The 12,933-nt window shown below is 58.7% G+C and carries 14 protein-coding genes; 13 read left to right on the top strand and 1 reads right to left on the bottom strand.

Annotation, left to right across the window (positions count from 1 at the left end; genetic code table 11):
* Positions 1-13 precede the first annotated feature (13 nt).
* The 12 genes from PG5_RS04500 (at position 14) to PG5_RS04555 (ending at position 9,462) form a co-directional block, all read left to right on the top strand.
* Positions 14-259, top strand: a complete 246-nt coding sequence (locus PG5_RS04500; protein WP_256228025.1) for an acyl carrier protein — start codon at positions 14-16, stop codon at positions 257-259.
* Positions 260-386: 127 nt separating this feature from the next.
* Complete coding sequence (locus PG5_RS04505) at positions 387-2,090, top strand: winged helix-turn-helix domain-containing protein (RefSeq protein ID WP_256228027.1); 1,704 nt, start codon at positions 387-389, stop codon at positions 2,088-2,090.
* Positions 2,087-2,539 (top strand): transglycosylase SLT domain-containing protein, encoded by a 453-nt coding sequence (locus tag PG5_RS04510; RefSeq protein WP_033040152.1) that lies wholly within the window; start codon positions 2,087-2,089, stop codon positions 2,537-2,539. Before PG5_RS04505 ends, PG5_RS04510 begins: the two co-directional genes overlap by 4 nt.
* A gap of 126 nt (positions 2,540-2,665) precedes the next feature.
* Complete coding sequence (locus tag PG5_RS04515; RefSeq protein ID WP_020795901.1) at positions 2,666-3,838, top strand: PrgH/EprH family type III secretion apparatus protein; 1,173 nt, start codon at positions 2,666-2,668, stop codon at positions 3,836-3,838.
* Positions 3,839-3,848: 10 nt separating this feature from the next.
* Positions 3,849-4,109 carry a type III secretion system needle filament subunit SctF gene (gene sctF, locus PG5_RS04520; RefSeq protein ID WP_020795902.1) on the top strand — a complete coding sequence of 87 codons (261 nt, stop codon included), beginning with the start codon at positions 3,849-3,851 and terminating at the stop codon, positions 4,107-4,109.
* Positions 4,110-4,169: 60 nt separating this feature from the next.
* Positions 4,170-4,478: a type III secretion system inner rod subunit SctI gene (sctI, locus tag PG5_RS04525; RefSeq protein WP_020795903.1), complete on the top strand. Its 309-nt coding sequence runs from the start codon at positions 4,170-4,172 to the stop codon at positions 4,476-4,478.
* Positions 4,475-5,197: an EscJ/YscJ/HrcJ family type III secretion inner membrane ring protein gene (locus tag PG5_RS04530; protein WP_020795904.1), complete on the top strand. Its 723-nt coding sequence runs from the start codon at positions 4,475-4,477 to the stop codon at positions 5,195-5,197. The genes sctI and PG5_RS04530 overlap by 4 nt, the downstream gene beginning before the upstream one ends.
* 37 nt (positions 5,198-5,234) lie before the next feature.
* Positions 5,235-5,753, top strand: a complete 519-nt coding sequence (locus PG5_RS04535; protein ID WP_256228035.1) for a secretion system protein — start codon at positions 5,235-5,237, stop codon at positions 5,751-5,753.
* Entirely contained in the window at positions 5,725-6,444 is a 720-nt protein-coding gene (locus PG5_RS04540; protein ID WP_020795906.1) for a hypothetical protein, read from the top strand. The genes PG5_RS04535 and PG5_RS04540 overlap by 29 nt, the downstream gene beginning before the upstream one ends.
* Positions 6,434-6,871: a hypothetical protein gene (locus tag PG5_RS04545; protein WP_020795907.1), complete on the top strand. Its 438-nt coding sequence runs from the start codon at positions 6,434-6,436 to the stop codon at positions 6,869-6,871. Before PG5_RS04540 ends, PG5_RS04545 begins: the two co-directional genes overlap by 11 nt.
* Positions 6,872-6,924: 53 nt before the next feature.
* Positions 6,925-8,319: a hypothetical protein gene (locus tag PG5_RS04550; RefSeq protein ID WP_020795908.1), complete on the top strand. Its 1,395-nt coding sequence runs from the start codon at positions 6,925-6,927 to the stop codon at positions 8,317-8,319.
* Between the two features lie 123 nt (positions 8,320-8,442).
* A complete protein-coding gene (locus tag PG5_RS04555; protein WP_020795909.1) occupies positions 8,443-9,462 on the top strand; it encodes a quinone-dependent dihydroorotate dehydrogenase in 1,020 nt (339 codons plus the stop codon).
* 247 nt (positions 9,463-9,709) lie between these two features.
* On the opposite strand, the gene rmf is transcribed toward PG5_RS04555, so the two are convergent.
* Complete coding sequence (gene rmf / locus PG5_RS33180) at positions 9,710-9,925, bottom strand: ribosome modulation factor (RefSeq protein WP_003223300.1); 216 nt, start codon at positions 9,923-9,925, stop codon at positions 9,710-9,712.
* Between the two features lie 527 nt (positions 9,926-10,452).
* Here rmf and rlmKL point away from each other — a divergent pair.
* Positions 10,453-12,723 carry a bifunctional 23S rRNA (guanine(2069)-N(7))-methyltransferase RlmK/23S rRNA (guanine(2445)-N(2))-methyltransferase RlmL gene (rlmKL, locus tag PG5_RS04560; RefSeq protein ID WP_020795912.1) on the top strand — a complete coding sequence of 757 codons (2,271 nt, stop codon included), beginning with the start codon at positions 10,453-10,455 and terminating at the stop codon, positions 12,721-12,723.
* Positions 12,724-12,933: the final 210 nt, after the last annotated feature.

Genomic DNA, 12,933 nt, shown 5'->3' on the forward strand with positions numbered 1-12,933 from the left:
GTTGGAGGTAATAATGCCGGGTTTTATGAATAATGATCTTGAACGTCAGGTTATACAGATGCTGTCGGGTTATCTACAGGTTGATCGACGGACGATCAAGGCGGACTCACGACTGGTGGAAGATTTGTGTGTTGATTCCCTGGGTGTTGTAGAGATTGTTATGTCTGTCAATGAGACGTTTGGTATCGATCTACCGGCTGCAGCTGTGAAGGAGTGGCGGACAGTTGGTGACATTTGTTGTTTGGTGAGGGGGGCATGATTTTTAAAGTGAGCTTACAGTTATTGTCGTAATTTCCTACGCCATGGAGGTGATAGTCCTACGGAATCCTCCTGCTCAATTTCCTATAGTCAAGCGCTTGTCATCTTGAGCCTGATCACTCACAGGCTTGATTGCGCTTGAGCAACTTTCTATAGAGAAATTTCAAAGTATGGACATTGCAACTGATCTATCGCCGGTCAAGTCATTCGTTTTTGACCACTGGCTATTGCAAAGCGATGGAACGCTGATGCGAGATGGAGAGGGGGTTCACGTCCCACCCAAAGAGTTAAACGTACTGCGCCTGCTATTGAAGTCAGCGGGGACGGTGGTCAGCAAGGATTATTTGCTGGATCACGTATGGCCCGAAATGGATGCCGCCGAAGAATCGTTGACCCGCTGCATTTATGCATTGCGCAAGCTGCTCAGGGAAAACAAGGATTTCATTACGACCGTGTACGGCCATGGTTATCGATTTACCTGTGCGGTTGTTGAACTCGACACAACGGGTCAGGCGAGTACCGTGGCGCCTTCGCTGGCTGTTCTGCCGTTTCGCAATCAGGGGGAGACAGCAGCGCTGGATCTGCAGGATCTGATGATCCGTCAGTTGACTTTGGCGTTCGGTGAGGTGTTGCGCGTCATTCCCTCGGGATTGATGGCGGCCTATGCTCAACCGGTCGATGTGCGGTCGCTGGTCGGGCAGTTGTCCGCGGACTTCTGCTTGAGCGGGCGCTGTAGCGGCTCGGCCGATCAGCAACAATGGTCGGTCGAGTTGATCCGTGGCCGCGATCACGCTCTGCTGCATGGTCAGACACTGGATGCAAGTGATCTCGGGGCGTCGCTTGGGGCATTGACGTGTGTGGTTGCGCAGCGTATTCCCGGCTTGCATATTGTTGGTGATGCGTGCGCGTCCTACCCGGCCGCGGTGGCGTACCTGCGTGGTTTGTGCAGCGTGCAGCAGCACACTCCGCAAAGTCTGCGCGATGCGCTGGTACAGTTTCGCCAGTGCCTGAAGCTCGATGGCGGGCACACACTGTCCTGGTACGGTTTGGCGGATGCATGGCTGGGGCAGGCAATGATCGGATTGTGTGATCAGGGCCGGGCAATCGATGAGGCACAATCGGCGATTTCCAGTGCCTTGGCATTGGACCCAGGCAACATCCCTGCATTGGCCCGCCAGGCTTTGCTCACCAGTCTGCGAGGCTGCGAGCACGCGGCCCAGGTGCTTTTCCGACGCTGTTTGCTGACTGCCGATCAGGCTGACGTTCATTACTTTCATGCCTGGCATCACTGGTTCTGGCGGCGCAACGAGCAGGCCGCGCTAAGCATCGACAACGCTCTGCGGCATGATCCTGATTGCGTAAGGACGCAGGTCTTGCGTATGCGCATTGCGCTTGCCGCAAGTCCCGAGTCGGCCTTGCTGATGGCTCGTCGAGCCCTGCAACAAGGCGCGTCGGGCAATTCTTTGCTGGTGATTCTCTATGCCGTGGTATTGGCTTATTTTGACCAGCACGCGGCAGCCTGGGACGAGCTCGAACAAGCCGGGCTTTGCGAAAGCGCAATCGGTGAACAGGGACTGGCCGCCTGGAATGTGCTGTTCGGCGTCAATCCATTCAATGCCCGCGACCTGTATGCGAACTGGCGGACTCTGGCCAGACTGCGATCCGTTGATGGCATTGCGTCGTCACGTTGGTCCGGACTGTCAGGTGGTCCGGTGGCTGAGCCGCTCTGGAGTTCTTTGCAACGATCGCCTCATGTGCCCTATCAGGCCTTGACCCAGGAACATCCTGTCCGCAAGCGACCGACGCTGGTCAGCGAGCGGCGCTTGGCATGATACCGCGCAGAATCAAGTGGCTAACGGTGCTGGTGTGCCTTGGCGCGGGCCAGGCGCAAGCCTGGTGCTGGAGTCAGGCGGGGGCGCGACATGCGATTGAACCCGAACTGCTTCGAGCGATTGCCGATGTCGAGTCGGGACAGAATCCGAACGCAATGAACTACAACAAGGACGGTTCTCGAGACATCGGGTTAATGCAGATCAACAGCCATCATTTACCCCGTTTGAGCACCCAGGGCATCACTGAGCAGCGCCTGCTGGCTGATCCTTGCCTGTCAGTTGAAGTCGGTGCGTCGGTGCTTGCCGATTTTATCGCGCGTTATGGCTACAACTGGACGGCAGTGGGTGCGTATAACGCCGGCAATTCTGCGCATCGGCAAGCTGAGCGCCTGCGCTATGCGCGCAAGGTCTGGCAGCGTTATCAGGTGTTTTCCCTGGCTCGACAATGAGGGTGTCATGAGCGCTGGCGCCAGATTCTGATGCTCTGCAGGGCACAATCAGCAGAATTCGATCATGAAGCCTGCAGCCAGCCTTTCTACCATGCCCGTTCATTTCATAGCCCTGGAGCTTGAACGGTGACAGTTCTGACGGCACCTGACCCACAACCTTGCGTTCTACGGATACTCAATGGCGCGCTGCAAGGTTGCGAATTCCCCCTCGGCGCAGGCACAACCCTGTTCGTGGTAGGGACTGTGGATCTACTAGGAGAAGGGGTACTGATTGCCAGTGTCCCAGCGGATGCCATCTTCGTTCCCCTGGAGTCGGGGGGATGCAACTTTGAGGTATTGGCCGGTCAAGTCACGCCGCAAGGCCTGCCGCTGCGGGTGCTCGATGAGTCAACGGAAATACGCCACTGTGCTTTCCAGACCAGGGTGCAGATCGGCAGCCTGCAAATCGCCGTGCGACCTGAAGACCAGCCCTGGGCACCCGAACTTCTCGGGCTGCAACCTGACGCTACCTTTGACGCCGTTTCTGTCGCGTGGTGGCGTGCCCGTTGGTCTGGATGGCTCGCCAGCGGATTGGCGCTGGCTGCCCTGGTCACCGTGGTCGGCATCTGGTCGATGCCTGGACCCACACCTGAAACCGATGTTCGCGCGTTGATCATTGGAGCGAGTGACGAGGCCAAGGTGTTGAGCGGTCGTGACAATGCGATCTATGTGTTCGTGACTTCCGAACGGGATGCCGGCTGGAGTCGCCAAGTGCTGGTGCGCCACAACACACTGAACGGCAAAGTGCTGGTGATGGATCAGGAGCGTCGTCGGCTCGAGCAACTGCTGGTCGACCATGATCCGCAACTGGCCTGGCACTCCATAGACCTGAAGGATCCTTCGGTACCGCGCCTGTTGCTGAGTGCACAACGCAATCTGCTCACCCCTCTAAAGCAGGCAAAACTGCTCGATGTACTGCTCTCGGCCGCGCCTTATGCCCAGGACATAACGGTGCAAATGCAGGAGGACAAGCAGCTCGTCGATCTGGCGCAAGAGGGTTTGCAGCGGCTGTCGCTGGCCTACAGCCGCATTGAGCACGAGGACAGTGTCACGTTTGCCGTTGCAGGCAATTTGCAGGATTCCGAACTGGCGAACGCCCGCCGGTACATCGACAGCTTTTACCGGCAGTGGGGTGATCGCTACGTGCACTTCACCGTCGAGCTCAAGGACGACTTGCTCGGGGGCAAGTCGTTCCAGACCGGCCCGCAGGGCTACATCAAGATGACTTCGTCATCATGGCATTTTCCTACACAACGCTAAAAGGTGATTCATGGCCGACATTGCTATCCCCATCGACTTTTCCGATGACTTTCTCGGGCGTCAGGCCGAGGCATTCGAAAACGGCGCCGCCTCCCTCAAGACTGCGCTGGACAAAGCGCTGCTTGACTTGAAGAACGATGCATCGGACCCAGGTCTGCTGGCGGCTTATCAGGCCGCGTTTTCGTCCTACACGGTGTTTCGAAACGCTCAGACCAACACGATCAAGGGCTTCAAGGATATCGACATGGCGATCATCCAGGCCGCTCGCTGAATCTTCTTTTTTTGACCGGCCATCGGTACGTGACGATGGCCATTTTCATGAGTACATCGCATGGCTATTCAAAACATTTCTCTGTCTGGTATTGACCGGGCAGTCTTTACGGAACTGCGCGGCCCACACGAAGGCCCGATCGTATCCCTTGAGTCCCGATTGATCGAAGCATTTGCCGGTTCCGCGGTCAGTAGCGAGCAGGACGTTTCAGCCATCAATCAGATGATGCAAAGCCCGAATATCACCAGTCCCGAAGTATTGGCCCAGTTGCAGGAATTGACTGGGCAATACAACGTGGACATCAACCTGCTCAACGTACTGGTCCGCAAAGCGGTAGGTACTGCCGAAACCCTGTTGCGTGCGTCATGAAGCCAGGCATTTTGCTGATGCTGTTGTGCCTGGCGCTGTCGGGGTGTCGCCAACCCGATCTGCTTGAAGGGCTGGATCAGCAGCAGGCCAATGAAGTGCTGTCGGTGCTGCTGCGCAACAATATAGCGGCGGTGAAAGTCGATGCCGGCAAAACTGGTTACGCGGTGAAGATCAATCAGGTCGATTTTTCCGCGGCGGTTGATTTGCTCAACCTCTATTCCTTGCCTTCGCGGCCGCGCCTGCAAGTGGCAGAGATGTTTCCTGCCGACACGTTGGTGGCCTCGCCCCGCGCTGAAAAAGCCCGGCTTTATTCGGCGTTGGAGCAGCGAATCGAACAGTCGCTGGGTGTGCTCGAAGGCGTGGTTTCGGCGCGAGTGCATGTCAGTTACGACCTGGAGGCCGGCGAAGGCGGGCGCAAGACGCCGCCTGTCCACCTCTCGGCAGTGGCGATCCATGAACTCGACGTCGACCCGCAATTGCTGATCACCGACATCAAGCGGTTTCTCAAGAACAGTTTTGCGTCGGTCGAGTACGAGAACATCTCGGTGGTACTGTCCAGGCGCTCGCCGACCCAGCATATCGCGCCGTCCGTGGCCGCCACGCAAGGGGATTCGCACTGGACGTGGTTGTTGTCCGCGTTGACCGGATTGCTGTTGGCCAGTGGCGCAGCCTGGGCTTACCGCCAATCAAGCGCAGGACAGCGTAATGTCGCACGTTGAGTCTTTATCGCAGATTCTCGCCGAGCCCCTGAGTTACTTGCATCCGCAGCGCCTGCTTTTGCCAGAGGAATTTACCTGGCCTGAAGCACGAAGTCTGCTCAACCGAATACTGCTCGAAGGGCTTGAAAAACAGGGGGCATCACCTGCGACGCCGCCGCTGACGGCGGTGGCGCAGCAATGGGTTCGCCATTGGCGGCAGTTACCTTATATCGCAAGGCTGATGGGCGCTCATCGCTTGATGCCCGATCTGGCGCGAGGCGCGACGTTGCTTCGCCTGCCATTGCCCCTGCGTCGGTTCGCCGGTTACAGCCTGGGTGTTCGATGCGCCCTGACGATCGGGAGCTCGCCTGTTTCGATGGAGCAGGTCGAAGCCGCCGGCCTAAATGCGTTATGGAGTTTGTACGCGCAGGTACCGCAAGCCTTGCTCGAACGCCTGCCCCTGCAATTTTCCGAACCGGTTGTTCGCCTGCACAGGCAATGGCCAGTCACGCAACCCGATACAGCGCTTTTCTTTTTGGCGGTGCAGCATGCTCGACTCTATCCGAACCCTGACTGACCTTCCCGCGGCGAGCGATGCGCTTGTATCCCGCGAAGACATCGCCGCCGCGCGTCGACGTCGAGCGTTGCAGCAACAGGCCCAGCGCTGGGCCCGTGATTGTGTAGAGCAGGCTCGGCGTGACGCCGAAGCGGTTCACGCCCATGCCTTTTCGCAAGGCTACGCCGACGGCATCTTGCGCGTCATCGAGCATCTGGCTGACAGCTTGCTGGGAGCGCAGGCGTTGGGGCAGCAATTGCGCAGCGACCTTGCGCAGTCCGCTCGTGATTTGCTCGCAGACGCGTTGCAGCGTCCCGAATGGCTGGACGAAATGTTCGAGCGTTGGCTAACGGCACAACCGGCCGGCTCGGGCGCAGTGTTGCAAGTGCTGCTGCCGATGCATTGTCGGCCCCAGGGCAACGAACTTCGCGAGCGCCTGAGCCGGCTCTGGTCCGGCGAACTGGTCCTCGACTATCACCCGCAAGAGCGTTATGTGGCGCGGCTTGCGGATCAGTTGTTCGAATTCGATCTTGAAACGACGAGGCAACGTCTGGAACCGCGCTTGCTCGCGCGCGTGGCGAACCTGCCGGAGTCGGTTCGCACGCTGGACCGGGCCGCCATGGAGGCGCTCACGGATCTGTATTCGACCTTTGCCAAGCGCTCGGCCGATGCCACGCAAACTGCCCCTACCGAGGTTCCCCATGAAGATTGAAAGCGGTTTGAGTCTGCGCACGACTGAGAGCGGGGGGCGCGCAGCGGTCGAGTCCCTTGAGTCGCATATCCGTGCAGCCAACCGGAGCGTGCCTGAAAACAAGCGTCCGGACCCCGAATTCGAGCGCCTGTATGAGTTGCTGTCAGCCATGGAGGGGCAGGGAGAAAAGGTCATCCATGCGTTTCTCCGTTCACGTCGAGGCGCAGATGGCGAATCACCCGCGTACCCCACTGCCAAGGCGTTGATGGCAGTTACGCAGCAGGTGCTGTTTCGATTGAAGGACGACGGGCTGGAAAAGTCGCTGCTTTATAAGGAAATCGAAGGCGCCAACGGCCTTGCTTTCAGCATGGACCTCTTCGTCAAGAGCTTAATGCGTGACGTGTTTCAACCGATGGAGGATGAGGCTTGGGAGAAGAGTGAGTGGTGAGGTGAAAGGAGCAATCCTGAGAGAACTTTTGTTGTTTAAAAAAGGATACGACGATGGCTTTACCTATCGCGGGAAATTTCGGAAGAGTAATTACGCTACCTGGACCTTTGACTGAACCCTCAACTGCGGCCAGTCGCAGTTCGGACTTGATGTTGAACCCATCAAGACTTGAAGGATCGTCGGCTTTTCATCTGGCCATGCTGGGAACACCCAGGCAAGTCGCAGTGGCCATGGAAAGCATGGACCGTCGTGTAGCGTTTCAGGTAGAGGAGAGCTATAGGCAATTAGGCGAGACAGACCGAACTGTAGTGGGACGGGTGAGCGACTTCATTGACCATGGAGGCTTACCTGAAGAGTTGGTCAATGAAGACTTTTTTGCTCGGGCCACCGAGTTAAATCGAGCGGATAACGAACAAACCCGCGAAAGTCGAATGCGCACGGTGCTTGAAGCCGGTCTGGAGTTGTTGGGGAAAGCCGGGGAGCCCGCCCGCAATTTATTGAACATCACGGCGCGTACAGGCCTGGTCGTCGCGCTGACCACGGTATTGCGCCAGATCGTCGGTTATTACGTGGAAAAAGCTATCCGGGAGGGTGATTCACCCGAGGCATCTCGCGCATGGGAGGTGGCTGCTATAACGATGATTGGACCCGCGATGAGTCTGATGGGCGCCATCCGCGACGAGTGCGCGGGCACGGCCAGTCTTCAGTCACGACTGGGGCGCGTTTGCATGGCCAGCATTACGATGGGCGCACTGATTGCCGCGCACGTGACCGGTGCTTCGAACACCATACTTTCGAGCATCATTAATACCAATATATATACGGTGGCTCGAGATCTGAGCAACGCCTTCTTCCCTTTGCAGGACAACGCAGGCGCAGCCAGTGCCGGAGCTACCGGGGTAACCACGGTAGCTTATGGCACATTGCAATATTTGCTGGCTGAGTTGGGAGCCTTGATGCCGCTGAGCGGTCCGGGTCGATACGCGGCCGACCTTGGCTACAGCCTGTGCGCGGATATCTTCCAGGGTGCAATGAATGCCCTGGGCGCGGTCTTTGACGATTTCATCTTTATCCTGTGCAGAAGCTGGCCCTTGCTGTCTCCTTCGGCTGGACTGGATTCAGTGTTGTCCGACCCGGAGTCACTGCAGCAAAGTGTGCTGCAAGTACGGGCCGGGGCACGTCTGCCCTCACGGGAGCAACTGACTGATACGCTGTTGAATGTCAACGCGTCCCGAACTTCGGCATTTCAGGCCCTCAATCTTGCAGTATCCGCGGCGGCCGTCGAGTTGGCTTTGACTGATATGGGTGAGGAGACTCAAGGCCATGTTGTGAATGTCTGTGTAATGCTGATGCTGATGCTCATCTACTTTCCGTTTATCTGGAGTTGTTCCCAGCGTACTGACAATCAATGGTCGCCAGAGCAATTGCGCGAGAATCCTGCGCCGTAAAGGCTTTGCGTGGTGTCGTCAAGAATGTGGAGTGGGGCAGGTCTAGCACAGGTCCTCGCCTGTCCCCCTCCACCCGGCTATAATCGCCGGCTCAATTCGCCGCCAATCGAGTCAAACCCGCCCATGTACACCCTGGCCCGTCAGCTGTTGTTCAAACTTTCCCCGGAAACCTCCCACGATCTGTCCCTGGACCTGATCGGTGCGGGCGGGCGCCTGGGGCTCAACGGTTTGCTGTGCAAGGCCCCGGCAAAACTGCCGGTGAATGTCATGGGCCTGGATTTCCCGAACCCGGTAGGCCTGGCCGCCGGCCTGGACAAGAATGGCGCGGCCATCGACGGCTTTGCGCAACTGGGTTTTGGTTTTGTCGAAATCGGCACCATTACCCCGCGTGCGCAACCGGGCAATCCGAAACCCCGGTTGTTCCGGTTGCCGGAGGCCGAGGCGATCATCAACCGCATGGGCTTCAACAACCTTGGCGTCGATCACCTGCTGGCCCGCGTGGCGGCCGCCAAGTACAAGGGCGTACTGGGTATCAATATCGGCAAGAATTTCGACACCCCGGTCGAGCGCGCGGTCGACGACTACCTGATCTGCCTGGACAAGGTCTATGCCCATGCCAGCTACGTGACGGTCAACGTCAGCTCGCCCAACACCCCGGGCCTGCGCAGCCTGCAATTTGGTGACTCGCTCAAGCAGCTGCTGGCAGACCTCGCCACGCGCCGGGCGGAACTGGCGCTGCGTCACGGCCGACACGTTCCACTGGCGATCAAGATCGCACCGGACATGACCGACGAAGAAACTGCGCAGGTCGCACAGGCGTTGATCGAAACCGGGATGGACGCGGTCATCGCCACCAACACCACCTTGAGCCGCGTGGGTGTCGAAGGCATGGAACATGGGGACGAGGCGGGCGGCCTGTCCGGTGCGCCGGTGCGTGACAAGAGCACGCACACCGTGAAGGTGCTGGCCTCGGAGCTGGGCGGTCGCTTGCCGATCATCGCGGCGGGCGGCATCACCGAAGGCAGGCACGCAGCGGAAAAAATCAGCGCGGGTGCGAGCCTGGTGCAGATCTACTCGGGCTTTATCTACAAAGGCCCGGCACTCATCCGCGAGTCGGTAGACGCGATCGCAGCCCTCAGGTAACCCGCCCCCTGTAGGAGCGAGCATGCTCGCGATGGTCGTTAATGATAACGCTGGAAACCTGACACCCCGCGGCGCTCTCAGGTTTATCGCGAGCATGCTCGCTCCTACAGGTATTGGGTTGGCCATGAAACAGGCATAAAAAAGGGCCCCTTCAAAGGAGCCCCTGGGCCGTAGCCCGCCGTCCGGATGGGACGTGCGTGGTTAATTCGCTACATATCAGATTGTATGTCGGAGTGTGTGCCCTGTGTTAGCCGACGGCGTGAAGTTCGTTGAGTCTGTGGATTCCCGCAGTGCCGGTCATACCGTCCCAGTTGTCGCCGCGTCCTTCGCGCCAGCCGTTAATCCAGGCTTGGCGTACCGACGGTAGAGTAAATGGGCAAAGCTCACGGGATTTGCCACCAACGCCATATTGATATCCGCGCAAAAATGCTCTTTCCAACGGATCACGCTTAAGTCTTCTCATAGGGTGTTGCCCTCACTTGTTGACTGTATTTATCGCGTAGACCTCAATCGAGGTCTGGCAGAAAAACTCTGCCGTTGGGGCTCGTTGCCGGCGTGACGAGCCAAGGTGTTGGCGTCATTGCGGCGCCAACCTGTATTGAGTTCTAACCAATGCGTCACATCGAGGGAATGATCGTTTTGTCATAAGGACGTAACCGTTAATGTGCTATGGCACTAAGTAACATGATGTTTGTGGCGTATTTCTTGACCAAACCCCGGTATGATCGGCCCTGCGTTGGATGATCAGGTTAAACCTTTGCTGAGAATGCCTCCCGTTGGCGGGGTGGACTATTCGACGAAGGGTCAACTTATGTCATTTTATTGCATCAACTTTTTTATCTGTCCTTGCATCTAAGCTCATTTAACCCGGGCAGCAAGGGTGGAACGGCACACCTTCGTGCCACGCGGGCGCTCTTCGAGAAAAGCGCCTGATTGAAAACCGGGCCGGCAATGCGTTGCCGCTCCACTCAGCAAAGGCTCCGAATTCTCATGTCCGATCGTTTCGAACTCTTCCTCACTTGCCCTAAAGGCCTTGAAGGCCTGCTCATCGAGGAAGCCGTCGGGCTTGGCCTTGAGGAAGCACGTGAGCACACTTCTGCCGTGCGTGGCATGGCCACCATGGAAACCGCTTATCGCCTGTGCCTGTGGTCGCGCCTGGCCAACCGGGTCCTGCTGGTGCTCAAGCGTTTTCCGATGAAAGACGCCGAAGACCTCTACCACGGTGTGCTGGACATCGAGTGGCAAGACCACATGCTCAATGACGGCACGCTGGCCGTCGAATTCAGCGGCCACGGCTCGGGTATCGACAACACCCACTTCGGTGCCTTGAAGGTCAAGGACGCCATCGTCGACAAACTGCGCACCCCACAGGGCGACCGTCCGTCCATCGACAAGCTCAACCCGGACCTGCGCATCCATCTGCGTCTGGACCGCGGTGAAGCGATCCTCTCCCTCGACCTGTCCGGCCATAGCCTGCACCAGCGTGGCTATCGCCTGCAGCAAGGCGCGGCGCCGCTGAAGGAAAACCTGGCGGCGGCGATCCTGATCCGTTCCGGCTGGCCACGCATCGCCGCTGAAGGCGGAGCCCTGGCTGACCCGATGTGCGGTGTCGGCACCTTCCTGGTCGAAGCGGCGATGATCGCTGCCGACATCGCGCCGAACCTGCGCCGCGAACAATGGGGTTTCACTGCGTGGCTCGGTCACGTACCGGCGCTGTGGAAAAAACTCCATGAAGAAGCTTCCGAGCGTGCAGCTGCCGGCCTGGCCAAGCCACCGTTGTGGATTCGCGGTTACGAAGCCGATCCGCGCCTGATTCAACCGGGGCGCAACAACGTCGAGCGTGCCGGCCTGAGCGAGTGGATCAAGATCTACCAGGGCGAAGTCGCGACCTTCGAGCCGCGTCCGGACCAGAACCAGAAAGGCCTGGTGATCTGCAACCCCCCTTACGGCGAGCGTCTGGGCGACGAGGCGAGCCTGCTCTACCTCTACCAGAACCTTGGCGAACGTCTGCGCCAGGCTTGCCTCAACTGGGAAGCCGCGGTATTCACCGGTGCGCCGGACCTGGGCAAGCGCATGGGCATCCGTAGCCATAAGCAATATTCGTTCTGGAACGGCGCCTTGCCGTGCAAGCTGTTGCTGATCAAGGTGTTGCCGGATCAATTCGTCACCGGTGAGCGTCGTACCCCGGAGCAGCGTCAGGCCGAGCGTGAGCAGGCGGCCTACGATCAGGCGCCGAGCGAGCCGCAAGAGCGCCAGTACAACAAGAACGGCAACCCGATCAAACCTGCGCCAGCCCCGGCACCGGTGATCGAGCAGCCGCGCCTGAGTGAAGGCGGGCAGATGTTTGCCAACCGCCTGCAGAAAAACCTCAAGGCGCTGGGCAAGTGGGTCAAGCGTGAGGGCATCGACTGCTATCGCGTCTACGATGCCGACATGCCGGAATACTCCATGGCCATCGACCTCTACCACGATTGGGTCCACGTCCAGGAATACGCCGCACCGAAATCCATTGATCCGCAAAAGGCCTCGGCGCGCATGTTCGACGCCCTGGCGGCGATCCCGCAGGCCCTGAACATCGACAAGAACCAGGTGGTGGTCAAGCGCCGCGAGCGTCAGAGCGGTACCAAGCAATACGAGCGCCAGGCGGCCCAGGGCAAGTTTGTCGAGGTTAATGAAGGCGGCGTGAAACTGCTGGTCAACCTCACCGATTACCTCGACACCGGGCTGTTCCTCGACCACCGGCCGATGCGCATGCGCATTCAGAAAGAGGCTGCCGGCAAGCGCTTCCTCAATCTGTATTGCTACACCGCCACTGCCAGTGTGCACGCGGCCAAGGGCGGCGCGCGCAGCACCACCAGCGTCGACCTGTCGAAAACCTACCTGGACTGGGCGCGTCGCAACCTGTCGCTGAACGGTTTCTCCGACAAGAACCGCCTGGAGCAGAGCGATGTGATGGTCTGGCTGGATGCCTGCCGTGAAGAGTACGACCTGATCTTCATCGATCCGCCGACTTTCTCCAACTCCAAGCGCATGGAAGGCATCTTCGACGTGCAACGTGACCAGGTGCAACTGATCGACCTGGCCATGGCGCGGCTGGCACCGGGTGGGGTGTTGTACTTCTCCAACAACTTCCGCAAGTTCGAACTCGAGCCTAACCTCAGCGAGCGCTACGCGATCGAAGAGATCACCGCCCAGACCATCGATCCGGATTTTGCCCGTAACGCCAAGATCCATCGCGCGTGGAAGATCACTGCTCGCTGACAGGCGAGCCGGACGCGGGGGGGCATCTGCCACACCGCGTCATCGTTCTTCGCGGGCAAGCCTCGCTCCTACAGGCGAACCAGTCGCCGCGGTGCATCTGTCGCACCGCGTCATCGTTCTTCGCGGGCGAGCCGGATCGCCGCGCCGCTCGCTCCTACAGACTATTGGTCCCCCACTGGTCAAATTAGTGGCTAATAGCTATAACTCAAC

This window comes from Pseudomonas sp. G5(2012), from assembly GCF_000408945.1.
Taxonomy (GTDB): domain Bacteria; phylum Pseudomonadota; class Gammaproteobacteria; order Pseudomonadales; family Pseudomonadaceae; genus Aquipseudomonas; species Aquipseudomonas umsongensis.